Origin of the sequence: Silvimonas iriomotensis, from assembly GCF_014645535.1 — a bacterium.
Taxonomy (GTDB): Bacteria; Pseudomonadota; Gammaproteobacteria; order Burkholderiales; family Chitinibacteraceae; genus Silvimonas; species Silvimonas iriomotensis.
This window is the reverse complement of record NZ_BMLX01000001.1, coordinates 797,365-821,609: the sequence shown is the minus strand read 5'-3', so window position 1 is coordinate 821,609 and position 24,245 is coordinate 797,365. Positions and strand designations below refer to the sequence as shown.

The 24,245-nt window shown below is 58.5% G+C and carries 21 protein-coding genes and 1 tRNA gene; 11 read left to right on the top strand and 11 right to left on the bottom strand.

Annotated elements, in window-relative coordinates; genetic code table 11:
* Window positions 1–42: 42 nt before the first annotated feature.
* The 3 genes from IEX57_RS03700 to fusA all read right to left on the bottom strand — a co-directional run bounded on the left by IEX57_RS03700 (window position 43) and on the right by fusA (window position 3,296).
* A complete protein-coding gene (locus IEX57_RS03700; protein ID WP_188702443.1) occupies window positions 43–420 on the bottom strand; it encodes a DUF423 domain-containing protein in 378 nt (125 codons plus the stop codon).
* A gap of 64 nt (window positions 421–484) precedes the next feature.
* Window positions 485–928 (bottom strand): hypothetical protein, encoded by a 444-nt coding sequence (locus tag IEX57_RS03695; protein WP_188703502.1) that lies wholly within the window; start codon window positions 926–928, stop codon window positions 485–487.
* A 262-nt stretch (window positions 929–1,190) separates the two neighbouring features.
* Window positions 1,191–3,296: an elongation factor G gene (gene fusA, locus IEX57_RS03690; RefSeq protein ID WP_188702441.1), complete on the bottom strand. Its 2,106-nt coding sequence runs from the start codon at window positions 3,294–3,296 to the stop codon at window positions 1,191–1,193.
* 118 nt (window positions 3,297–3,414) lie between these two features.
* On the opposite strand from fusA, the gene IEX57_RS03685 reads away from it, so the two are divergent.
* Complete coding sequence (locus IEX57_RS03685; RefSeq protein WP_188702439.1) at window positions 3,415–3,648, top strand: hypothetical protein; 234 nt, start codon at window positions 3,415–3,417, stop codon at window positions 3,646–3,648.
* Window positions 3,645–5,195, top strand: coding sequence for a histidine ammonia-lyase (hutH, locus tag IEX57_RS03680; RefSeq protein ID WP_188702437.1), 1,551 nt, complete (start codon window positions 3,645–3,647; stop codon window positions 5,193–5,195). Before IEX57_RS03685 ends, hutH begins: the two co-directional genes overlap by 4 nt.
* A 90-nt stretch (window positions 5,196–5,285) precedes the next feature.
* On the opposite strand, the gene IEX57_RS03675 is transcribed toward hutH, so the two are convergent.
* Window positions 5,286–5,453 carry a hypothetical protein gene (locus IEX57_RS03675; protein WP_188702435.1) on the bottom strand — a complete coding sequence of 56 codons (168 nt, stop codon included), beginning with the start codon at window positions 5,451–5,453 and terminating at the stop codon, window positions 5,286–5,288.
* A 540-nt stretch (window positions 5,454–5,993) separates the two neighbouring features.
* Here IEX57_RS03675 and IEX57_RS03670 point away from each other — a divergent pair.
* Window positions 5,994–6,067, top strand: a tRNA-Gly gene (locus IEX57_RS03670).
* Window positions 6,068–7,111: 1,044 nt separating this feature from the next.
* Here the strand turns inward: IEX57_RS03670 and IEX57_RS03665 are convergent.
* Window positions 7,112–7,537: a hypothetical protein gene (locus tag IEX57_RS03665; RefSeq protein ID WP_188702433.1), complete on the bottom strand. Its 426-nt coding sequence runs from the start codon at window positions 7,535–7,537 to the stop codon at window positions 7,112–7,114.
* A gap of 93 nt (window positions 7,538–7,630) precedes the next feature.
* Window positions 7,631–7,867: a hypothetical protein gene (locus tag IEX57_RS03660; RefSeq protein ID WP_188702430.1), complete on the bottom strand. Its 237-nt coding sequence runs from the start codon at window positions 7,865–7,867 to the stop codon at window positions 7,631–7,633.
* Window positions 7,868–8,683: 816 nt separating this feature from the next.
* Here IEX57_RS03660 and gnd point away from each other — a divergent pair.
* The 7 genes from gnd to oppF all read left to right on the top strand — a co-directional run bounded on the left by gnd (window position 8,684) and on the right by oppF (window position 17,481).
* The gene (gene gnd, locus IEX57_RS03655) at window positions 8,684–10,093 is read left to right on the top strand and encodes an NADP-dependent phosphogluconate dehydrogenase (RefSeq protein ID WP_188702428.1); all 1,410 of its coding nucleotides are present in this window, start codon (window positions 8,684–8,686) and stop codon (window positions 10,091–10,093) included.
* A gap of 532 nt (window positions 10,094–10,625) precedes the next feature.
* A complete protein-coding gene (locus tag IEX57_RS03650) occupies window positions 10,626–11,708 on the top strand; it encodes a porin (RefSeq protein ID WP_188702426.1) in 1,083 nt (360 codons plus the stop codon).
* Between the two features lie 141 nt (window positions 11,709–11,849).
* Window positions 11,850–13,466 carry a peptide ABC transporter substrate-binding protein gene (locus IEX57_RS03645; RefSeq protein WP_188702424.1) on the top strand — a complete coding sequence of 539 codons (1,617 nt, stop codon included), beginning with the start codon at window positions 11,850–11,852 and terminating at the stop codon, window positions 13,464–13,466.
* A 160-nt stretch (window positions 13,467–13,626) separates the two neighbouring features.
* Window positions 13,627–14,562, top strand: coding sequence for an oligopeptide ABC transporter permease OppB (gene oppB, locus IEX57_RS03640; protein ID WP_188702422.1), 936 nt, complete (start codon window positions 13,627–13,629; stop codon window positions 14,560–14,562).
* A 9-nt stretch (window positions 14,563–14,571) separates the two neighbouring features.
* Entirely contained in the window at window positions 14,572–15,486 is a 915-nt protein-coding gene (locus IEX57_RS03635; protein ID WP_188702420.1) for an ABC transporter permease subunit, read from the top strand.
* Between the two features lie 8 nt (window positions 15,487–15,494).
* On the top strand, window positions 15,495–16,499 hold the full coding sequence (locus IEX57_RS03630; RefSeq protein ID WP_188702418.1) for an oligopeptide/dipeptide ABC transporter ATP-binding protein: 1,005 nt from the start codon (window positions 15,495–15,497) through the stop codon (window positions 16,497–16,499).
* The gene (oppF, locus tag IEX57_RS03625) at window positions 16,492–17,481 is read left to right on the top strand and encodes a murein tripeptide/oligopeptide ABC transporter ATP binding protein OppF (RefSeq protein ID WP_188702416.1); all 990 of its coding nucleotides are present in this window, start codon (window positions 16,492–16,494) and stop codon (window positions 17,479–17,481) included. Before IEX57_RS03630 ends, oppF begins: the two co-directional genes overlap by 8 nt.
* A gap of 75 nt (window positions 17,482–17,556) precedes the next feature.
* On the opposite strand, the gene IEX57_RS03620 is transcribed toward oppF, so the two are convergent.
* On the bottom strand, window positions 17,557–19,668 hold the full coding sequence (locus IEX57_RS03620) for an HDOD domain-containing protein (protein WP_188702414.1): 2,112 nt from the start codon (window positions 19,666–19,668) through the stop codon (window positions 17,557–17,559).
* Window positions 19,669–19,825: 157 nt separating this feature from the next.
* Window positions 19,826–20,572, bottom strand: a complete 747-nt coding sequence (locus IEX57_RS03615; RefSeq protein ID WP_188702412.1) for an enoyl-CoA hydratase/isomerase family protein — start codon at window positions 20,570–20,572, stop codon at window positions 19,826–19,828.
* Window positions 20,573–20,805: 233 nt separating this feature from the next.
* Here IEX57_RS03615 and yiaA point away from each other — a divergent pair, with 233 nt between their 5' ends.
* Window positions 20,806–21,210 carry an inner membrane protein YiaA gene (yiaA, locus tag IEX57_RS03610; protein WP_188702410.1) on the top strand — a complete coding sequence of 135 codons (405 nt, stop codon included), beginning with the start codon at window positions 20,806–20,808 and terminating at the stop codon, window positions 21,208–21,210.
* A gap of 87 nt (window positions 21,211–21,297) precedes the next feature.
* Here the strand turns inward: yiaA and cysS are convergent, their stop codons facing one another.
* The 3 genes from cysS to IEX57_RS03595 all read right to left on the bottom strand — a co-directional run bounded on the left by cysS (window position 21,298) and on the right by IEX57_RS03595 (window position 24,238).
* Entirely contained in the window at window positions 21,298–22,668 is a 1,371-nt protein-coding gene (gene cysS / locus IEX57_RS03605; protein WP_188702408.1) for a cysteine--tRNA ligase, read from the bottom strand.
* Between the two features lie 92 nt (window positions 22,669–22,760).
* Window positions 22,761–23,345, bottom strand: a complete 585-nt coding sequence (scpB, locus tag IEX57_RS03600; protein ID WP_188702407.1) for an SMC-Scp complex subunit ScpB — start codon at window positions 23,343–23,345, stop codon at window positions 22,761–22,763.
* Between the two features lie 2 nt (window positions 23,346–23,347).
* Entirely contained in the window at window positions 23,348–24,238 is an 891-nt protein-coding gene (locus tag IEX57_RS03595; protein ID WP_188702405.1) for a segregation and condensation protein A, read from the bottom strand.
* Between the last annotated feature and the right edge of the window lie 7 nt (window positions 24,239–24,245).

Here is a 24,245-nt window from a genome sequence, read left to right as displayed (position 1 = left end):
AGCCCGCTGGCGCAAAACCGGTCAACGCCAGCAAAGCGAAGATCAGCCGCGCCGCCGCCAGCCCGCCATCACCAGCGTGGCCCAAGCCAGCAAAAAGCACAGGCCACCAAAGGGAGTGATCGCACCCAGCGGCCGGATACCGGTCAGCGCCAGGGCGTAAAGACTGCCACTGAACAGCACCACGCCCAGCAGCATGAGCAACGCGGCGCGAGACAGCAACGTCACGGAAAAGCGCGTCCACAATGCGCTGAGCAACAACAGGCCCAGACCGTGGCTGGCCTGGTAGGTGACGCCGGTTTGCCAGATCGCCAGCATGTCAGGCGTCAGCACCGTTTTAAGCCCATGCGCGCCGAACGCGCCGGCGCCCACCGCAATGAACATATTGGCCGCACCGGCCAGCAACATATGACGATCGTTCAAGCTTCTCTCCCGCAGCGGCAGCACCAAAGCTCCGGATCATAGCCCGGTTGTGCGCCGGCCTGGGTTATTGATAACCCGATGCGGAGGTATCGACCGTAATGTGGCTGAGCACGGCGCCATTCTTGACGAACAGCAGACTGCCTTCGTGCTGGTAGAAGGTTTCGTCGTGCGTATATGCCCCCACCTGCGTGGTTTTCACATCGCCCGGCAGGCCGATCAGAGCTTCCACTTGCTTGCGGCTCATGCCGATACGCAGCCGGGCAAATTTGCTGCCTGGCGCGGGTTTGCCGGTCACGGCTGAAACCGCGCTCGCCGGTGGTCTGGTTTTGTGTCGTGGTTTGACCACGGGTACCGGCGTGGGCGCCGGTGTTGGCGTCGGCGTTGCGACCGGCGCCGGCGCAGAAGCGACCGCAGAGGCCACCTTGAGCGCGCTGGTGTCGTTCCCCGGCATGGCACAGCCCGCCATGATCGCCAGAGTCAGCAGCCCGCAAAGAGCCAGATGACGCATACAAGTTCCTGTTTTTGATTTGGTTTTGGGGACTCAGCCCGCAATACAGCGCCCTTTCAGGCCACCCCGCCCACGCTGTTGCCGGCTTGTTACGTCACACAAAACCAAATATAAGCGAAAAATAATATAGAAACTGCGCGTTCGTCCCCCGCCCGCCTCCGTTAATCTGGCTTAACCCGCGTGAAGCCTTCACGCAAGAGAAGCACTTAACGGCAAAAACCCCGCAAACCGGCATTCACCGGATTGCGGGGCGTGTACAACATCAGCCGTGCCGCGTACTGACAATGGCTTGCGTGACTGTCGGAGGCGCCTCGGAGTAATGCTTGAACTCCATGGAATACGTGGCGCGACCCTGAGTGAGCGAGCGCAACGTGGTCGAGTAGCCAAACATCTCGGCCAGCGGCACTTCCGCCCGGATCAGTTTGCCGCCACCCCCGGCAATGTCTTCCATGCCTTGCACCATGCCGCGCCGGGACGACAGATCACCCATTACGTTGCCCATGAACTCTTCCGGCGTTTCCACTTCGATCGCCATGGCGGGTTCCAGCAATACCGGTTTGGCGCGGCGCATGGCGTCCTTGAACGCCATCGAGCCCGCCATGCGGAAGGCGTTTTCGTTGGAGTCCACGTCGTGGTAAGAGCCAAACGTCAGCGTCACTTTCACATCCACCACCGGGTAGCCGGCCAGCACGCCAGTTGGCAGCGCCTCACGAATACCCTTGTCCACCGCCGGGATGAACTCGCGCGGAATCACCCCACCCTTGATGGCGTCGACAAACTCGTAGCCCTTGCCCTGCGGCGCGGGCTCCAGCGTGATCACGGCGTGGCCGTACTGCCCGCGCCCGCCAGATTGCTTGACGAACTTGCCTTCAACGCCTTCCACCTTGGTGCGGATGGTCTCGCGGTAGGCCACTTGCGGCTTGCCTACCGTGGCCTCGACATGGAACTCGCGTTTCATGCGATCCACCAGGATTTCCAGGTGCAACTCGCCCATGCCGGCAATGATGGTCTGGCCGGATTCTTCATCCGTATGCACCCGGAACGACGGGTCTTCCTGCGCCAGCCGGTTGAGAGCAATGCCCATTTTTTCCTGATCCGCCTTGGTCTTGGGCTCTACCGCCTGCGAAATCACAGGCTCGGGGAACACCATGCGCTCCAGGATGATCACTTTGTCCGGATCGCTCAAGGTGTCACCGGTCGTCGCGTCTTTCAGGCCCACGGCCGCAGCGATATCGCCGGCCCGCACTTCCTTGATTTCCGCCCGGTTATTGGCATGCATCTGCAAAATGCGGCCCAGCCGTTCGCGCTTGCCCTTGGTCGGGTTGTAAAGCGTATCGCCCGAATTCACCACGCCGGAATACACCCGGAAGAACGTCAGCTGACCCACAAACGGATCAGTCATGATCTTGAACGCCAGCGCAGAGAACGGTTCGTCATCGCTCGGGTGGCGCTCGATCTCTTTGTCGTCTTCGGTATGCCCGGCAATGGCCGGCACATCCACCGGCGAGGGCAGATAGTCGATCACCGCATCCAGCATGGCTTGCACGCCTTTGTTCTTGAAGGCGCTGCCGCACAGCATGGGCACGATCTCGTTGGCGACGGTACGTTTGCGCAAGGCACGCTTGATCTCTTCTTCGGTCAGCGTTTCACCGGAGATGTATTTATCCAGCAAGCCTTCTTCCGCCTCAGCGGCAGCCTCAACCATTTTGTCGTGCCACTCCTGCGCGGTGTCACGCAGATCAGCCGGGATCTCGCCATATTCAAAGTGCACACCCTGGCTCACGTCATCCCAGATGATCGCTTTCATCTTCACAAGGTCAATCACGCCCTGGAAATGATCTTCTGCGCCAACCGGAATCTGGATCGGCACCGCCACGCCTTTCAGGCGCTCGCCAATCTGCCGCTGCACGCGGAAAAAATCCGCCCCCACGCGATCCATCTTGTTCACGAAGGCAATGCGCGGCACCTTGTATTTGTTGGCCTGGCGCCAGACGGTTTCGGATTGCGGCTGCACCCCGCCGACCGAGTCATACACCATGCAGGCGCCATCGAGCACGCGCATGGAACGTTCTACCTCAATGGTGAAATCCACGTGCCCCGGGGTGTCGATGATGTTGATGCGGTGCTCCGGGTAATTGCCGGCCATGCCTTTCCAGAACGCCGTGGTCGCCGCAGAGGTGATGGTAATCCCGCGCTCTTGCTCTTGTTCCATCCAGTCCATGGTGGCCGCGCCATCATGGACTTCACCAATTTTGTGATTCACGCCGGTGTAGAACAGGATGCGCTCGGTGGTTGTGGTCTTACCGGCGTCGATATGTGCGCTGATGCCAATATTGCGATAGCGCTCGATGGGCGTTTTGCGGGACACGGGAACCTCTCACGTTTAGGGCCTGAACTCACCGGCGCATTCCGGATAGCCAGAAGGACGCGACGCCAGCGGCGGCAAAGCAATGCAACAGCACAGTGCTGTTTCAACATAGCGGGTCATGATCATTCTTGCCGCGCTGCGCACCGGGCAAATCTGCCGGGTAGCGCAGGCCGACCCTGGCCAGAAGATCCTGCGTGCGGGTTTATGGCAATTGTATATACAACCAGAAACACCTGAAATGCACGCCTTTATCCTGCGGCCTGCTTTGCCTGCCCTCACAGTAATCAGGGCGGCATCAGCAGAAATCAACCACACTGCCAGCAGGGCAAACCTGACACGGAAAACAGCATGAGCCAGACCCTGCATCTGCACCCCGGCCACTTTTCTTTACCAGACCTGCGCCAGCTCTGGCTGCAGCCGCACACCCTTGTGCTTGATGAGGCCGCCTGGCCGGCCATGCAATCGTCAGCCGATGTGGTTGCCCGCATTTTTGGCAAAGGCCAGGCCGCCTATGGCATCAACACCGGCTTTGGCAAACTGGCCCACACGCGGATTCCGGACGAACAACTGGAAGAACTGCAACGCAACCTGATCCTGTCGCATTCGGTCGGCGTGGGCGAAGCACTGAGCCCGGCCGTGGCCCGACTCGTGATGGCGCTCAAGATCGGCAGCCTGGCGCGCGGCTTTTCCGGCGTCCGGCCCGTGGTGGTAGAAACACTGCTGGCCGTGCTCAACGCCGGCATCGTGCCGCATATTCCGACCAAGGGATCGGTCGGCGCATCGGGTGATCTGGCGCCGCTCTCGCACATGACCCTGACCTTGATGGGCGAAGGCGATGCATGGGTTGACGGCAAGCGCACAACGGCCGCCGCAGCACTGGCCGATGCGGGCATCACGCCGTTGCGACTGGCCGCCAAAGAAGGCCTGGCGTTGATCAATGGCACGCAGGTGTCCACCGCCCTGACCCTGAACGGCCTGTTTCTGGCCGAACGCGTATTTGCCGCGGCGACCTTGTCTGGCGCGCTGTGCATTGACGCCGCCCGCGGCAGCGACGCGCCATTTGACGCCCGCATTCACGCCGTACGCGGGCAACCTGGCCAGATCAAGCTGGCAAACATCTACCGCGAATTGCTGGTTGGCAGCGTGATCCGCCATTCCCACCTGGAAAACGACGAACGCGTGCAGGACCCCTACAGCCTGCGCTGCCAGCCGCAAGTCATGGGTGCATGCCATGACCTGATCAACCAGGCCGCCCGCACCTTGCTGATTGAAGCCAACGCGGTCACCGACAACCCGCTGGTGTTTGCCGGCGACAACGGCGAGCCGGATGCCGTGTTGTCTGGCGGCAACTTCCACGCCGAGCCCGTCGCCTTTGCCGCCGACACCCTGGCGCTGGCCATTGCCGAAATCGGCGCACTGTCCGAGCGCCGCATCGCCCTGCTGATCGACGCCTCGCTTTCTGGCTTGCCGCCATTCCTGGTCAATGCGCCGGGGCTGAACTCCGGCTTCATGATTGCGCACGTCACCGCCGCGGCGCTGGCGTCAGAAAACAAAACCCTGGCACACCCGGCCAGCGTGGACAGCCTGCCGACCTCCGCCAATCAGGAAGACCACGTCAGCATGGCGACCTTTGCCGGGCGCCGGCTCAATGACATTGCCCGCAACACCGCCACCGTGGTCGGCATAGAACTGCTGGCCGCTGCGCAGGGCGTGGATTTTCATCAGCCACTCACTACCTCTCCGCGCCTGCAACAAACGCATCGCATTTTGCGGAGCAAGGTCTCGTTCTACGACAAAGACCGCCTGTTTGCGCCCGACATTGATGCAGCCACCACCCTGGTTCTGGATGGCAACCTGGTCGAAGGCAATACCGACCTGCTCGGCCCGCTGTTCGACTGACGCCTGCGACTTTCAAAAGCAAAAAAGCCGGATACCCGCACAGGGTTCCGGCTTTTTTATCGGGCTGTATTGCCGCGCAATGTGGCGCGATTACAGATGAACCATCAGCTGATCGATCAACTCGCCCATGGTCAGGCCGCGCTCTGCAGCACGCTGGCGCAACAGGCGGCGCGTGCGCTCATCCACCACTGCATTGAGTTGTACCGGCACTTGCACGCTGGTCACATCGCTCGACAACAACGCACTTTGCATCCGCATTTGACGACTGCGGCGCTTGCGCTCTGCAGCCGTCATCGGCCGCATACCCACACACGGCCGACCCCGCTTCAACACCATAGAAAGACCTGGCAGCTCAGCGGTCATCGTATCGGCAGCTTGCTTCATGATCAGTTTCCTTGTGTGACTTGCGACGAAATAAGATGATCTAATTATGTGACAAGTCACAAAATAAAGCAAGCTTTTTATGCAAAATGAATGCGAAAAATCCACATTTTTGTGACCCATCACCCACCCACAATCGCGGCGCGTCACAAAAACACAATTTCCATAAAAATCATCAAGATAGAAATACGTGACAGCCACACAATCCGGTCACGCATTTGTGTGACAAAAGACAGGAGCAACAACCCGCCCCTTATGTGACTTGCCGCCAAATCTGGCACTGCGCAAGACGTGACTAGTCGCGCTTTCTGAAGCGCCGCCAAACGTGACCAGTCACGCAAACCCGCGACCCGCGCAAACCCTGGCGGCCGCAAACTTGCCGCCATGGCAGCCTTCGGGTAGGATTCGGGCTCTGTTGCGGGCGTCGTATAATGGTAATACCCAAGCTTCCCAAGCTTGTGCCGTGGGTTCGATTCCCATCGCCCGCTCCAGTTTAAAATTGCTCGGAAGCCTTGCCAGATAAGCGATAGCCAGTCTGGATGCGCCCTCCGGGCTATTTTTTTCTCTGGCGTGTGTCACTGCACTGTGTCAGTTGCTGCGATAATTCGAGCATGAAGACTATGAGCACACCGCTACCTCCTGGCGTACATCTACGCACTGGTTCCACCGCTTACCATCTGAGAATCGTCGTCCCTCAGGACCTGAAACACCTCTACACAGACCCAGAGACAGGCAAGTCCAAGCAATACGCATACCGGGCAAGCTTGGGTACCACGTCATCCGGAATGCTCATGGAGTGGGATGGATGGTGGATCAGTCGAACTGAACTAGCATTGGCCTCATCGGATAAGTTGTATCGGTTTGCCGGCCATGTTTGAGTCCTCAATGTCCATCCTAGGTCAGCAGCAGATGTCGGGGGGACGGATGGCCCGGTGACTGCTTTGGCTGATTACTTGCCTGCGGCTGTTCGTGGCTGCAGGCAAATCAGCCTGAACTGACGCCGAGACACCTCGGTTCCAATATCCACTGTCGGCCCGAAACAGTCACTGGCAAACATGAAAAGCGGGCAAGGCCAAGGGTCGGCTGGCGGAACTTTCGGTACGTGAGCAGCAAGCAAAGTGGGAAGCCAAGAAAGCCGTGCAAATAGCTCCAGGCTCCGCCGTTTACGCTGATTGCGTAGGGGCGACTGCAAATGTAGCCCAACCTCTCCAATGACCCAGGAATCGCTACCACCCAGAATGGGCGACGAGCAACACAACCCAATCCGCCGACCCAAAGTCCTGTGATACACTGCCGACTCTCGTTAACCACTGTGTCACTAGACACCGCAGCGACCACTGACGCAGATCACCGAAACCGTTGAATTACGGGGCTTCCGGTGGGCACACTGGAAGGTTCGATTCCCATCGCCCGCTCCACAACCTCTTGCAACATCAATTACTTGCCGCAGGTTGTTCGCGCATCACACGATGTGATCGCAAATGAAAAAGGCCGCTATTGCGGCCTTTGTTGTTTCTGCAATCCAGACGCCCTGTTCACGTCTGGCCAGCCCCACCCTCGCCAGCTTGCTGGCCAAAATCCTCGAACCTGATAAAGGTGATCCGGCCGGGTTCGCTTTGCGCCGAGACACTGAAATCCACATTTGATTTCCAGTATTCAAACGCCTCGGCCAGCCGGCCACGGATGGTCTGCTCAAAGGTTTGCAGCAAATGCTGCTGGGCCTGATCTGATTGCGCCTTGAAGGCGCTCCAGCCTTTTTCAGCAATCACAAATGCCAGATTCAGGTCGTACTTCATCTCCTGCGGCGCTGCGGCATGCCGTGGCGTGGTGATGAATACATAAAGATCACCACCGACCGACTCTGCGCAGCGCCCCTGCAGCCCGGATTGAACGGGCAGCACTGGGGCCAGCGTGCCGGCGATAATGTCCAGAATGCTCGATTGCGCCACGTGGCTATCCATGCGCGGGTTACCTCGACCAAACCATAAGGCTAAACATCAACCATAGCCCAAGGCTGGCGCGGCGCTATTTTCCCGGCGCATGCGGCATGGGCTTCACTCCAGGTTAAATCTGGCGCGGGCTTCATCCACCGCTGTTTCAATCACTGATTCATACCCGGCCGGATTGCGCCATGCGGCCACGCGCCAGTTACAACCCTCGGCATCCGGCTTGTCTTTGACCGGCGCCGATACGTGCTGGTGATGTCCGTTATCAAGCAGCGCGTGGTCACCATTAATGCGATCAGACAACCAGTGCTGAATGTGCTGTGGCGTTACAAGCTCGCGAGACATATCAGGCTCCTGACAAATGGAAGAGACACCCCAGCCCAACACCCGCGCCTCGGGAAAAAGAGTGGACCCGGTCCTACATCCACGTGGGTATGGCGGCCACGCCACCGCATCACCGCACGACTGCGCGCCAAGGCAATTCTCCGGACAAAAACCAGAAAAAATCCCACTTCAATCCAACATAAATCATTACTTATCAATAATTTGCAAGACACACATAAAGCCATTTCACAAAGCGGTTTTTTGTGCCGCGTCCGCCCACATTCATTACATCAGTTGTAACACTGCGCCTCACCACCGTTTCCAGCCGACTGGCGCCCGGTTGTGCAAAACGCCGACCACATGCCGTATGCGCCTGCCATGCTCCAGATAGACCACGGTAAAAATCCGTCAGCTTGTGCGACTTTGTTTCCTTGCCGGAAACACTGTTTTAACGATTGAACGTGGAAGCTTTTGGCGCACAGGTGTAAGATGCGAAGGTTTTTCTGGCCCCGGCGCCGGATGTATAACCCGCCTTCTCACTTCAGTACCCAGTGATACCAGCCCCTTGGTGCGGCCTGACACTGTCAGTCGCCTCGGGTCTCTGTCATTTCTGGAAAGCGCGGTTTGCTCCCCCGCCCCGGCAGAAAATAGAGGGTCAGCTGTTACAAGTGCCATCTGTGCAGCATCTGCCTTTACCGGCAAAAGACCCCTTGTTTTGCAATGCAACCGGCCGCACAAAGTGGTGGTCTGTATTGGCAAGTTTGGCCCACGAGGCCGGTTCCATCTTGAGAACAGGCGCGATTCGCACGAATACGCGCATCGACAGGAGCAGAAGAAATGTCCAAGCAACAAATCGGCGTTATCGGCATGGCGGTCATGGGCCGCAATCTGGCGCTGAACATCGAAAGCCGTGGTCACACGGTATCCATCTACAACCGCTCGTTCGACAAGACCGAAGAAGTGGTTGCAGAAAACCCGGGCAAGAAACTGGTTCCGTACCAGACCCTGGAAGATTTCGTTGCTTCGCTCGAAACTCCCCGCCGCATTTTGCTGATGGTGAAGGCCGGTACCGCTACCGATGCCACCATCGACCAACTCAAGCCGCTGCTGGCCAAGGGCGACATCATTATTGATGGCGGCAACACCCTGTACACCGACACTATCCGTCGCAACAAGGAGCTGTCGGACCTGGGCTTCAACTTCATCGGCACCGGTGTTTCCGGCGGCGAAGAAGGCGCCCTGAAGGGCCCGTCCATCATGCCGGGCGGCCAGAAAGAAGCTTACCAACTGGTGGCTCCGATCCTGACGCAAATCGCTGCGAAGGCTCCGGATGGCGAACCGTGCGTGGCCTACATCGGCCCGGATGGCGCTGGCCACTATGTGAAGATGGTTCACAACGGTATTGAATACGGCGACATGCAGCTGATCGCTGAAGCCTACGACATCCTGAAGAACGTACTGGGTCTGACCAACGCCGAACTGGCCGACGTATTCGCCGACTGGAACAAGGGCGAGCTGGACAGCTTCCTGGTTGAAATCACTGCCAACATCTTCAAGAAGAAAGACGAAGACACCGGCAAGGAACTGGTTGACGTGATCCTGGACCAGGCTGGTCAAAAGGGTACCGGCAAGTGGACTTCCAAGTCCGCACTGGACCTGGGCGTACCGCTGCCCCTGATCACTGAATCCGTGTTCGCACGTTTCATCTCCGCACTGAAGAAAGAACGCGTTCAGGCCGCCAAGGTACTGAAGGGCCCGGCTTCCAAGCCAGCCATCGCCGACAAGGCCGCTTTCATTGAAGCCGTGCGTCGCGCGCTGTACCTGTCCAAGATTGCTTCGTACGCTCAGGGCTTTGCCCAGATGCGTGCCCAATCTGACGAAAGCGGCTGGGATCTGCAATACGGCGAAATCGCCCAGATCTTCCGCGCTGGTTGCATCATCCGTTCGGGCTTCCTGCAGAACATCACCGATGCATACAAGAAGAACCCGAGCCTGACCAACCTGCTGCTGGACCCGTACTTCGCTGGCGTTGCCAACGAGTACCAGGCTGCCCTGCGTGAAGTGGTTGCTGCTGCTGTTCAAGCTGGTATCGCCGTGCCGACCTTCGGCTCTGCCATCAGCTACTACGACAGCTACCGCGCTGAGCGTCTGCCGGCCAACCTGATCCAGGCCCAGCGCGACTACTTCGGTGCTCACACGTTCGAGCGCACCGACAAGGAAGGCATCTTCCACGCTGAGTGGTTCTAAGCACTCCAGCGTTTGCCGTCAGCACTGGCGGCATTGCAAGAAAAACCGGTCATCGCAAGGTGGCCGGTTTTTTTACGTCTTTACCCGCACCCGGTTCAACAATGATCAGCGTTGGGGCAAAGCACTTTTGATCGATATCAATTCCGGGTCAGCCACCGCTTTTGATTGCATGCAAATTCACCACAGCGGTCAGCGCCGCCAATCAAAATCAGGGATTCTCCTGAATCCGGTTTTCTCAAAAATTTGCGCGCCCAAATTACGAAAGTGTTCGATCAAAAATCCGTAAATACGGATTTTTTCATTTTAAAATCAACAATCTGAAAAACATCCAGAAGACCAGCCCAAACCAATCACCCCACCACCTGCAACATTGCCGTAAACCCCGCAAAAGTCCTCTCGAATTGAGCAATTCCATTTACTGAAAACGCACTGCAAGCGGCAGTTTTTCCTGCAGAAACACGTTTGTCTCCCGTGAAAAGATCGTCGTCCCGTCGCCGCCATGGCAACGACACATCAACACAGAGAGACAAGCATGAAAAAGAACATGATCAGCGCATTGCTGGCCAGCCTGGGTGCCCTCGCCGCCCTGCCCGCTGCCGCTGACGTTACCCTTTACGGCATCGCCCAAGGCTCCATCGATTACGGCAATAACGGCGGCAACGTGGGCAACCACGCCTACTACCAGGACATTGGCACGCGTGTGGGTTTCAAGGGTTCAGACAAACTGGATAACGGCAGCTATCTGAACTGGAATGTCTATCAATACATGGCCGCGCATGGCGGCGAATGGGGTAGCCGCGAGGCGTGGATTGGCCTGTCTGATGAGCGTCTGGGGTCATTTCGCGCCGGCAAGTCCAAATCCACTTATTCGCAAATGATGGATGACTTTGACTTGTTCGAGTCCAACACCACACTGGTCAGCACCTTCAACGACAGCACTTACAAGTCGTTCCCGACCAGTTCGGTGTTTTACACCTCGCCCAACCTGGGCGGGCTGGTACTCAAGGGCGACTATCAGTTCAAGGATGGCGCAAACGATCAGTTTCACGGTTACGCGGCATCGGCCAAATACAGCCATGAATGGTTTGCGCTATACGGCATTTACCAGCGCTTTGGCAATGCGGGGCGCGACTTGTCTGACCTCACGGAGGGTGGCTGGTACGCGCCAACGGCCGCCAGCGGCAAGAGCATGAGTTCCTGGATGCTGGGCGCACAGGTTTATCCGGTTAAAAACCTGATTGTGGGCGGCCTTTACCAGCACGCAAAACAGGATCTGGCCAACGCGCCGGCGTTCAATCCGGATGCATCAGACATGAAACGCGACAGCATGTTGCTGATGGCGCAATACACCGTTGGGCCGTGGACACCGCGCGCGGGTTATGTACGTCAGTTTGCCGGCAAGTTCAACACGGGTGCCGACCTCAAGGCGGCAGACCAGTTTGAAATCGGTACTGACTACAACCTGAGCAAACACACGATTGCCTATGTGGAAGCGGCCTATATCCGCAACCGCGACCAGAACGGTTTTCAAAGCTCGGCGGGGACTGATGGCTGGTCCGCAACAAAATCCGGCGACAGCAAAGTTATCAGCTTCGGTCTGATCGAATTGTTCTAGAATACGCAACCGTTGCCGTCAGCTTTTGCGCTGGCGGCAACAACGATGTCATCAGATACAGGCGTTCGCTTGCGTACCACCCGCGCGCCAGCGAAACAACGAATCAAAAACGCCAACACGATTGGTCAGGAGTTGCACTTTATGAATCGCAAAATCATTGCAGCGGCCCTTGCCGCAACACTCGGGCTGTCAGGCCTGACCGCACTGGCCGCGAACGTGCCGGCAGGCGTCAAACTGGCAGACAAACAGGAACTGGTACGCCACAACGGTACGGAACCCGATTCGCTCGATCCGTCCTTGTATGAAACCAAGCCGGCCAACTACATCGACAGCGATCTGTTTGAAGGCCTGACCCGCAACGGCGCCGATGGCTCTATCCAGCCTGGCGTAGCCGAAAGCTGGAAAGAAACCGATCCGCGCACCTGGGTATTCAAGCTGCGCAAAGATGCAAAGTTCTCTGATGGCAGCCCTGTTACCGCCGATGATTTTGTGTACTCCTGGCAACGCACCGTGGACCCGAAAACCGGCTCCAAGTACACCATCCTGCATGAGTTCATCCTGAACGCCAAAGACATCGTCAACGGCAAGAAGCAGCCCAAAGAACTGGGCGTGAAAGCCATCGACAAATACACCCTGGAAGTGAAGACCACCGATGTGGTGCCCTTCCTGCCGGGCCTTGTGGCCATGGGCAATATGGCGCCGCTGAAGAAAGACGCGATCGACAAGAACGGCAAGGATTGGGTCAAGCCGGGCAAGATGGTGTCCAACGGCGCTTATATGCTGTCGGAGTGGGTACCGAACAACCGCGTTGTGCTGGTAAAGAACCCGAACTACTGGAATGCCAAGTCGGTTGTGGTCACCAAAGTGACCTACAACCCGACCGAGAGCGACGACACCGCACTCAAGATGTACAAGTCTGGCGAAGTGGACTGGACGGATGAGATCCCGACCGGCATTTACGCCTCGCTCAAGTCGCAATTCGGTAACGAGTTGCGCAACACCCCGTGGCTGGGTGTGTACTACTTCAACCTGAACAACAAGCTGCCGGAATTCCAGGACAAGCGCGTACGTCAGGCGCTCTCCATGGTGATCGACCGTGACATTCTCACGCAAAAAGTCACCGGCAACGGCGAAACGCCGGCCTATAGCCTGTTTGTGAAAGGCACCAACGCCGGCACGCCGACCACCTACCCGTGGGCCAAAGAGCCGATGGCCCAGCGCGTGGCCGAAGCCAAAAAGCTGTTGTCTGATGCCGGCTACGGCCCGGGCAAGAAGCCACTCAACCTGAAGATCACCTACAACACCAACGAGATGCACAAAAAGATTTCGCTCTTTTTGGCCTCGGAATGGAAAACCAAACTGGGTCTGGCTACCAGCATGGAAAACCAGGAGTTCAAGGTGTTCGTGAAGACCCGTCATGACGGCAGCTATCAACTGGCCCGCAACGCCTGGATTGCCGACTACAACGACGCCACCACCTTCCTTGACCTGGTTCGTTGCGGCAGCGCCCAGAACGACACCTTCTACTGCAGCAAGACCGTGGATGGCCTGATTGCCGAAGGCAACCAGCAAACCGACGCCGCCAAGCGCACTGCCGCCTACTCCAAGGCCATGCAGACCGCCATGGACGACTACGCGGTCATCCCGATGTTCCAGTACTCCAAGGCCCGTCTGGTCAAGTCTTATGTCGGTGGTTACACCAACACCAACTATCTTGACGATTACCTGACCCAGGACTTCTACATCATCAAACACTGACCCGGATCAACACGACAGGATTACGGCCGTGACGTCGCAATACGGTATTACCCGTTTGTGCCCGTCAGTCACGGCTGCATCCTGTGATTGTTGATTTCTGGAATAATGGCGCGGCTCTACGGAGCGCGCCTTTTTGTCGTCCGGTTGGGAAGAAGAACAAATGTGGTCATATATTTTCCGGCGCGTATTGTGGGCGATCCCCACGGTATTGGCCGTTGTCACGCTTTGCTATGTGATGCTCCACCTCACCCCTGGTGGTCCGTTTGATAGCGAACGTCAGGTTTCCCCGGCGGTATTGGCCAATTTGCAGGCCAAGTACCATCTGGATTTGCCGCTGTGGAAGCAATATCTCTATTACCTGAAAGATCTGCTGCACGGCGATCTGGGTGCCTCCTTCCGCTATGCGGACTGGAGCGTGAACGCGCTGGTGGCGCAAGCCCTGCCCGTTTCGCTGTCCATTGGCGGCACATCCATGATCATTGCGCTGGTGGTTGGTGTGGGCCTTGGCATTGCCGCGGCGTTGCGCCAGAACAGCATGGTCGACTATGTAGTGATGTTTTTAGGCAACATCGGCAACACCGTCCCTTCCTTCGTTCTGGGGCCGGTGCTGATCCTGATCTTTGCGATCTGGCTCAAGCATCCTGATGGCAATGGCTTTTTGCCGGCAGGCGGCTGGGACGGCTCTGTAAGGTACATGATCCTGCCTATCATCTTGCTGACCATCATTAACATCGCCACCATCGGCCGCATTATGCGCGCCGGTCTTGTCGAAACGATGACAAGCAACTTCATCAGAACAGCACGCGCCAAAGGCTTGCCCATGCGGACCATCGTGTTCCGCCATGCGCTCAAGCCGGCCCTGATCCCGGTGGCATCCGTCCTCGGCCCGCTGGCCATCAGTTCGATCACGGCTGCCGTGGTAACGGAAACCGTGTTTGCGCTGCCTGGCCTTGGCAAGCTGATCGTCAACGGTGCCTCCAACCGCGATTACACGCTGGTGCTGGGCCTCGTGATCCTGATCACCGTGATTGCCGTGCTGTTCAACTTGCTGGTCGACCTGATCTACGCAGCGCTCGACCCACGCATTCGTTACTGAGGTTGCCCCATGCTTTTCAAACGCAAACAACTTGCGGTGGCTGGCGCGATCAGTGATCTGCCGCTGGCCAGCGTTCAGGGGCGCAGCCCCTGGGCCGACGCCCGCCGCCGTTATTCCCGCAACAAGGCTGCTGTGATCAGCACCGTGTTGATGGTCATCATTACCCTGGCCTGTATTTTCGGGCCGATAATGCTGCCCAACGCCTTTGACGATACCGACTGGGCTGCGATCAGCATGCCCCCGACCTGGGCTGGCACACACTGGTTCGGCACTGACGAACTGGGTCGCGATATCCTGGTGCGTACCTTGATTGGTGGCCGTATCTCTTTGCTGGTGGGCTTGTTGGGCACCCTGGCCAGCGTGGCGATCGGCATTGCCTGGGGCGCCGTAGCCGGCTTTCTGGGTGGCAAGACCGACTCGGTCATGATGCGGATTGTCGACATGATGTACGCGGTACCGTATCTGGTGATCGCCATCCTGATGATGACGCTGTTCGGCCGCGAGTTTTATCTGGTGATTATCACCATTGCCGTGTTCTCCTGGCTGGATACCGCCCGTGTGGTGCGGGGTCAGACACTGACGCTTAAATCGCGTGAGTTTGTCGAAGCCGCCCATGCCATTGGCGTGCCGACATCGCGGATCATCTTCAGCCATATCGTGCCTAACCTCTTGGGCATTGTGGCGATCTACACCACGGTGACCGTGCCGGGCGTGATCCTGACCGAATCCGTGCTGTCTTTCCTGGGCCTGGGCGTGCAAGAACCCATGACCAGCTGGGGCGCCTTGATTGGCGACTCGGTTGGCAAGATGGATGCCACGCCGTGGATGCTGCTGTTCCCGTCCCTGTTCCTGTGTCTCACGCTGTCTTGCGTCAATTACATTGGCGACGGTCTGCGTGACGCATTTGACCCGAAAGATCGCTGAGGTCCGCCATGAGTCTGTTGCAAGTCAAGAATCTGGGCGTTCGTTTCACGACGCCCGACGGCGTGATCAGTGCGGTCAACGGCGTCAATTTCGAACTGGAACGCGGTAAAACCATTGGTATCGTTGGCGAATCCGGCTCTGGCAAAAGCCAGACCGTGCTGGCGCTGATGGGCCTGCTGGCCAAAAACGGCCAGACCACGGGCGAGGCCATGTTTGAAGGCAAGAACCTGCTGGAAATGACGCCGAAGCAATTGAACGGCATTCGTGGCGATCGTATCTCCATGATTTTCCAGGACCCGATGACCTCGCTGAACCCGTATCTGACCGTTGAACGCCAGATGACGGAAGTGCTGGAACTGCACAAGGGCATGAGCCGCAAGCAGGCCAAAGCCCGTGCCATTGAACTGCTTGAAGCGGTGAAAATTCCGGAAGCCGCGCGCCGCGTCAACATGTACCCGCACGAGTTCTCCGGCGGCATGCGCCAGCGCGTGATGATCGCCATGGCGCTGTTGTGCGAGCCGGAAATCCTGGTCGCCGACGAACCCACCACCGCGCTGGACGTGACCGTACAGGCGCAGATCATCAGTCTTCTGAAGGATCTGCAGCGCGATTTCGGCACCTCCATCATCATGATCACGCACGATCTGGGCGTTGTGGCCGGCGTCTGCGACAAGGTCATGGTCATGTACGGTGGCCGCACCATGGAATACGGCAGCGCGGACGACATCTTCTATCGCCCGACCCACCCGTACACCATTGGTTTGCTGAACGCCCTGCCGCGCCTGGATCATGAAGGCAGCGAGCTGGTGTCCATTCCGGGCAATCCGCCCAACATGGCGCACATGCCCGCCGGCTGCCCGTTCAGCGAGCGTTGCTCGCTGGCCGATGACCGCTGCAAGACCGACATGCCGCCGCTGGTGGCTGCGGCCGATCAACCGCAAGTGCTGCGCGCCTGCCACAAGACCGGGGCTGAAGTCATTGCGCTCAAACACAAGGAGCCGGCCCATGTCTGAACAACGCAAAACCATTCTGTCGGTGCGTGACGTCAAGGTGCACTTCAAGGTACGCCAGGGCAACAACTGGCCGTGGCAAGCCCCGCGCACGCTCAAGGCGGTTGACGGCGTATCGTTTGACCTGTTTGAAGGCGAAACGCTGGGCATCGTGGGTGAATCGGGCTGCGGCAAGTCCACCCTGTCGCGCGCCATGCTCAACCTGATCCCGGCCACCGACGGCAGCATTGTCTGGATGGGCAAGGAAATGCGCGGTGCCAGCCATGCCGAATGGCAGGCGGCGCGCAAAGATATCCAGATGATCTTCCAGGACCCGCTGGCATCGCTGAACCCGCGCATGACCGTGGCCCAGATCATTGGCGAGCCGCTGCGCACGCATCGCCCAGAGCTGTCCAAAGACGAAGTCATGGACCGCGTCAAAAAGATGATGGTGCGCGTAGGCCTGCGTGAACAGCAGATCAACCGCTATCCGCACGAGTTCTCGGGCGGTCAGGCGCAGCGTATCGGCATTGCCCGTGCACTGATCCTGGAACCGAAACTGGTGATTTGTGATGAACCGGTCTCGGCGCTGGATGTGTCGATCCAGGCACAGATCATCAACCTGCTCAAAGAGTTGCAGCGTGAAATGGGCCTCTCGCTCATCTTCATCGCGCATGATCTGGCGGTGGTGAAACACATCAGCGATCGCGTGCTGGTGATGTACCTGGGTCACGTCATGGAACTGGCCGGCAAGCACGCCTTGTACGACCAGCCTACGCACCCGTACACCCAGGCGCTGATGTCGGCCATTCCGCTGCCGGACCCGAAAGCCGAGCAGAACAAGGTCATCCAGATCCTCAGCGGCGAGTTGCCTTCGCCGATCAACCCGCCGTCTGGCTGCGTGTTCCGCACGCGCTGCCCCAAAGTGCAACTGCAATGCGCCCAGACCGCGCCGCAACTGCACGGCGTGGCCAGCGGCGGCGAGGCCGCTTGCTTGCTGGTGTGATGTGACGGATGCATCAAAAAAAACCGGGTGTTCCTCGCCCGGTTTTTTTACGTCTGCGCCCTGCCCGTACGCAATTTACTGGCGCGTGCGGATGGCCAGCACAGCCTGGTTGCGCAATGTTTTCAACAGGTTGAGTGCGTTGGCTTCAATTTTCAACGAACCGGCATCTTGTTTGTCGCCATAGAAAAACCCCAGCATGCGCTCGCCCACCTTGATCGGGAACAACACAAACGTGCCCGCACCAATCTGCTGGCGATACCAGGCCGGCACATGCAATGCGATATTGGGCGCATCCACATCCTCGATCAGCACATCCAGATTGCGCTCCAGCGCCGCCTGAAAAACATCGCTCTTGCCGCTGGCCAGGTCCACCTGAAACAGCGGCGCAATGGTGCCAATATCGCTGCCAAAGCCAAACCGCGCGGCGACCACGGGCTTTTTGGCATCACGCGTACAGAACAACACCCGATCAAACCCGATGCCCCGGTACATGGCTTCCAGGATCATGCGCAGCACGTCATTCAGATTGAAATTGCTGACCAGCGACTGGGTAATATCCTGCACACCAGCCGACAACACCGAGGCCGGATCACTACCCGTTTGCGGTGCCGTCGCCAGCACCAGGTCTTCCAGCGTGTCCTGATGACTGCTCTCGGTGCCTTCACGCAGCAATGTCTGCAGGAACACGCTGCTGCGCGGATCGACCCCGATCGCGCCCAGATAACCTTGCAGCGACGCGGCGGCTTCTTTCATCAGGCGCTGGATATCGCGCAAATCCAGCCCGGTGGCTGGTGCAAACAGCCGGGTCGGCTCCGCCAGTTTGGAGGGTGGCTGCCCCACCAGGGGCACCAGCCGCGCGCTCAGATTGGCATAGGCGCGCAGGCGCTCGTTGGGGCTGGACGGCTCGCGGACCATCCCTTCGGGCAAGGGCCGCATGGCGTTGATGATGCGATCCGGAAACAACCAGCTGCGCGCCACACCCATGCCCAACTCATCCCACGACAAGCCCAGCACGGCGATCACCGCCGCTTCTTCGCTGATGCCGCCGAACACGCGACGGGATATCTCGCGAAACTCTTCCGGAAAATAGTAGATAGTCAGCAAACGCCCGAGGTGGCTGAACATGCCGCAGATCAGTGATTCTTCTGCCTCGCGTGAGCCGCATTCCTGCGCAATCTGCCGCGCCAGCAGCCCGCCGTAAAACGCTTGCAGCACGCCTTCGCGCAACTGGGCCGCGTGCGACTTGCTGTTCATATGCTCAAACAGCAGCAGCGAAGTTGCCAGATTGCGGATGGTATCGAAACCCAGAATGACAATGGCGCGGGAGATGGTGCTGATGGTGCCGCCGTACTGGCCATAACTGGCAGAGTTCACAATGCGCAGCAGTTTGTTGACCAGCGAAAAGTCATTGAGGATCACGCTGGACAACACCTGCAGGCGCTCTGAATCACCCTGGTTGATCTTGTTGATGGCACTGATGGCCTGCGACAGGGCCGGAAAATCACTGGTATGGCGCATGCGGCGCAGCAAGAAATCCAGCGTGCCGGTGGTGGCTTCTGCCGCCGTGCCGCGATGATCGCCCCGCCAGTCGCGCAGTGCATCACGCAGCGCGTCCGCACCCGGGGACTTGGCCTGCTGCATGCTGGCAAAAAGCTGCTCCAGCACGCCATCCAGCTCGGCCCGTTTGGCTGCGCCCGCAGGCTGGCCCGGCGCCGGTCGCTCTGTCAGCATAGTGTAAAACAACTGCCCGGCCGCCTGCAGATCGCCCTGCACCGAACCGCGGCCATTACCCACATCCATCAAGCGTGGACGGTGTTGCGCATCCATGACCACGTTATGCGCATTGACGTGACCATGCACCAGACCGGCAGCATGCAACGTGGCCAGGGTATCGAGCAGGTCAATCAGCAGATCAACCGCCGTGGATACCGTAAAATACTGGCCTTCCAGCCGCGTACCCTGCACGTACTCGTAAACCAGTGCCGGTTGGTCTTCGGCCTCGACCTGTTCCAGCAACGTCACCAGCCCCGGGTGCTGCAGGCCAACCGCATCGTCGTCTCCTTTTACCCCAAGGCGTACGGCAACATCCCGCCCGGCCTGCGTATCATGCGCAAGCCAGATGCGGCCTTGCTGGCCCTCTCCCAAAATGCGTAAAAGCTGAAAACGGTTCTTGAATGTGGCCGGCATGCTTTATCCCCCATGCCATTATCATAGCGAGGCAACTTAAGCCAGGCAGCAAATCAGCCCATAAAGAGACACTTTGAAAGCAAAAACCTTACAAACTGTCTGATTCCTCCATCCGGCGAGGGTGCGATTGCATTGCGCGATGCATTTACCAGGCTGCTTATTTTTTAAGCCGGGCAACCAGGGCTTCCAGTACCGCCTGGGTTTCCGGCAGATACCATTCCGCCACAAAAGCATCCAGGTCAAACCCCGCTTCAAACGGCGCCCGCAACCCTGCGCGCGCAATGTGGCGTGTCTTCAGCATAGCCTGGCATGGCAAACGGCCAAGTGCCTGCAACCAGGCTACCGCTGCGGGGATCACATCGGCCAGCGGTTTGAGTTCATCTACCATGCCAAACGCCAGCGCTTCGCTGGCGGTGATCATGCTGCCCGCCACCAGCAGGCGCTCGGCGCGGTATTCGCCCACAAGGCGACGCAGCGCATTCTGTACGCATTCCGGCGCCACCAGGCCAACCTGCACCTCGTTCAGGCCGATGCGATAGTCGCCCTCAGCCATGATGCGGTAATCACAGAAAATGGACAGCACCGCGCCGCCTGCCGGGCTATGGCCGGTAATGGCCGACACCACTGGCACCGGGCTGGCGGCCAGCGCGGCAAACAGACCGAAGAAGTCATCCATGGCAGCAGTAAAACCAGCGCGATCGAGCTTGAGCAAACCTGGCACGTCCAGCCCGGCCGAGAAAATACCTTGCGCGCCAGACAGCACGACACCGCTAACGCCTTCATCGATAGCGACCTGTAGTTGCTGGCGCAGCGCGCGCAGCAATTCCGGACCCAGCGCATTCACCGGCGCACGCGCCAGGCGCAACTCGCGAACCCCACCCTCGTGGGCAATGACTTCCAGCATGTTTTCTCCTCACCTGATGCCTGTATGGATATCAAGGGGCATTATCCGCAAGCCATTAACGACAGAGACCCCTGGTTTTCCCCTGGCGCGGCGTTTAATACGTGCAACTTTGCAACACGATTGGCCCGGCGCGGTGAGGCAGCCATGCCGATATAGCCAATTCAATGACACTTGCGCTACGCAAAGCTTGCAATAACCAACAATAAATCCGGGAGACTCATTTGAACAATCAGATGCATAAACCATCGGGCGCTTTTGTTGCCGCTTCATGGGTTGCTTTACTGGCCGGCTTTCTGGCATTTCTGGCCGGGTTATGGAATGCCAATATGCAACTCAATGAAAAAGTTTATTACTTTACCGTGCTGCTATACGGCCTGTTTGCCGCGGTATCGCTGCAAAAGAGCGTGCGCGACCGGCTGGAAGACATTCCGGTCACCGGGCTTTATTTTGGTATTTGCTGGCTGTCACTGACCATTGCCGCATTGCTGTTGGGCGTGGGTTTATATAACGCGACGCTGGCACTCAGCGAAAAAGGCTTTTATGGCATGGCATTCATTCTGGCCTTGTTTGGCGCCATTGCCGTGCAAAAGAACACGCGTGATCTGAACGCCGCCCGCAATAGTCCGGAAATGCGCTGACGCGAGCAGATTCACCCCTGTTTGCCCATTAAAAAAGCCGATCAACAGATCGGCTTTTTTGTCGGTACGCATGAATCAGGCGATCAATCAGGCACGGCGCCAGGTGGTGCCTTGCGGGCCGTCTTCCAGCACCACGCCAGCCGCGGTCAGCGCGTCACGGATACGATCAGACTCGGCAAAGTTTTTGGCAGCGCGGGCCGCCTTGCGTTGCACGATCAGATCGTCAATCGCTTCTGCGCTCAGTTCACCTTCCTGCGAACCACCTTGCAAGAAGGCCTGTGGATCACGTTCCAGCAAACCCAGCACACTGGCCAGCGCTTTCAGTTCACCCGCCAGCTGAGCGGACTGCTGCTTGTTGGCCTCGTGCGCCAGTTCAAACAGCACGGCGACGGCTTCCGTGGTGCCAAAATCGTCATCCATGGCGGCCTTGAAACGTGCGGCGTAGCCTTGCGACCAGTCCAGTTTCACCTCAGCCGGCGCCACATTCTTCAGCGACGTGTACAGGCGGGTCAGCGCGTTTTTGGCGTCATCCAGATGCGCATCGCTGTAGTTCAGCGGCGAGCGGTAATGCGCGCGCAGAATGAAAAAGCGCACCACTTCGGCATCGTATTTCTTGAGGATGTCGCGGATGGTGAAGAAATTGCCCAGCGATTTGGACATTTTCTCGTCATCCACGCGGATGAAGCCATTGTGCAGCCAGTAGTTCACGTATTTGTGATCATGTGCGCCTTCAGACTGGGCGATCTCGTTTTCATGGTGCGGGAACTGCAGATCTTCGCCGCCGCCGTGAATGTCGAAATGCTCGCCCAGGTGATGGCAACTCATTGCCGAGCACTCAATGTGCCAGCCCGGACGGCCCGGACCCCACAGCGAATCCCATGCCGGTTCGCCCGGCTTTGCCGCTTTCCACAGCACGAAATCCATCGGGTGCTGCTTGTTGGGATCAACCTCAACGCGCTCGCCCGCGCGCAAGTCTTCCAGCGACTTGCCAGAGAGCTTGCCGTAGCCGGGGAACTTGCCAACGGCGTAATACACGTCGCCATTGGGCGCCGGGTAAGCCAGGCCCTTTTCGACCAACTGGCCGATCAGCGCCAGCATGCCATCAATGTGCTCGGTCGCCTTGGGGGCGTGCGACGGGCGCTTTACGCCCAGCGCGTCGGCGTCTTCGTTCATGGCGTCGATAAAGCGCGTGGTCAGTTGACCAATGGTTTCGCCGTTTTCAGCAGCGCGCTTGATGATCTTGTCGTCGATATCCGTGATGTTGCGCACGTAGTCGACTTCATAGCCCGAAGCCTTGAGCCAGCGGGACACCATGTCGAACACCACCATGACACGACCGTGGCCGAGGTGACAGTAGTCGTACACCGTCATGCCGCAGACATACATCTTCACAAGGCCTGGGGTGATGGGTACGAATTCCTGTTTCTCGCGCGCGAGCGTGTTGTAGACGTTCAGCATGGTTTAACCAAAGTGAGGGACAAAGGGGGGATTTTAACAGAGCGCCCGGGTTTGTATCCGGCGAAGTGAGGCCCGCCGGCATTGCGACCGGATCAGCCTGCGGCCGGCGCTTCGGGTTCCGGCAACACCAGGTTGCCCAGTTCTTGCAGCGGCGGCAGCGCCGACAGGCTGGCCAGCCCCAGGTCATCCAGAAACTGGCGGGTGGTGCCCAGCAATTCTGGCCGGCCGGGTACTTCCTTGTGGCCGATCACATCCAGCCAGCCACGCTCCTTGAGCGTCTGGATGATCTGGCTCGATACGGTCACGCCGCGGATTTCTTCAATATCGCCACGCGTTACCGGCTGTTTGTAGGCCACGATCGCCAGCGTTTCCATTACCGCACGCGAGTAACGCGGCGGCTTTTCCGGGTTCAGCCGCTCCAGATAGGGCTGCATGTCCAGCCGCGCCCGAAAGCGCCAGCCGGATGCCAGCTTGATCAGCTCGACGCCACGGCCATTCCAGGCCTGCTGGATTTCCTCAAGCAGGCTGTTGAGCAACTGGCCAGAGACATCCTCGGCAAACAGCGTTTTGAGCGTGTTGAGCGACAAGGGCTCCACTGCCACCAGCAAGGCGGTTTCGAGCACTTTTTGCATATGGACGCGATCGTACAAGCCGGCTTCGGCTTCAGGTGCACTCATGATCAGGCTTCAGGCGGCAACGGCATGACTTCGGTGGAGGATGCGCCAGCCAGGCAGACGTAAATGGGCGCAAAGCCCTCGTCCTGGTTGACGTGTATGTATTTTTCCTTGACCAGCTCAAGCACGGCAATAAAAGTGACCACCAGCAGCGGCACGCCGCGGGTGGTGTCAAACAGCGTTTCAAAACGGGCGTAACGGCCGTCCTGCAAGAGTTTGAGGATATGCGTCATCTGCTCGCGCACCGAGAGTTCGTCCGGTTTGACGGTGTGGCTCTTGTTGCGTTTGGCGCGCGCCAGAATGGCCAGCCACGCGGTTTTGAGGTCTTCTGCACGGACATCTGGCAGCCGCACGACCATGTCTTTTTCAAACAGCACGGTCACCAGCTGGAAGTCGCGCCCGGCCTGCGGCAACTGGTCCAGTTCATAGGCGGCCAGTTTGACTTGTTCGTATTCCAGCAAGCGGCGGACCAGTTCGGCGCGCGGGTCAATCTCTTCACCGTCGGCGTCTACCGCCGGTTTGGGCAGCAGCAAACGGGATTTGATCTCAATCAGCATCGCCGCCATCAAGAGGTACTCGGCCGCCAGCTCCAGCCGGTCCACCCGCATGGCATCGACGTACTCCATGTACTGCGCGGTAACGCGCGCCATGGGGATATCGAGGATGTCGATGTTCTGCTTGCGGATCAAATACAGCAAGAGGTCCAGCGGGCCTTCAAATGCGTCCAGCAGCACGCGCAAGGCATCAGGCGGGATATACAAATCCTGCGGGTATTCGGTAACGGCCTCGCCAAAGACGTGCGCCAGCACCGCAGCCTCGGCCACTGCAGCGGCGGCAGGGTCGAGCGCAACGGTTTCTTCTACGGGTGGCGTAGTCACGGCGTTCATGTCGGTCATTCAGCGC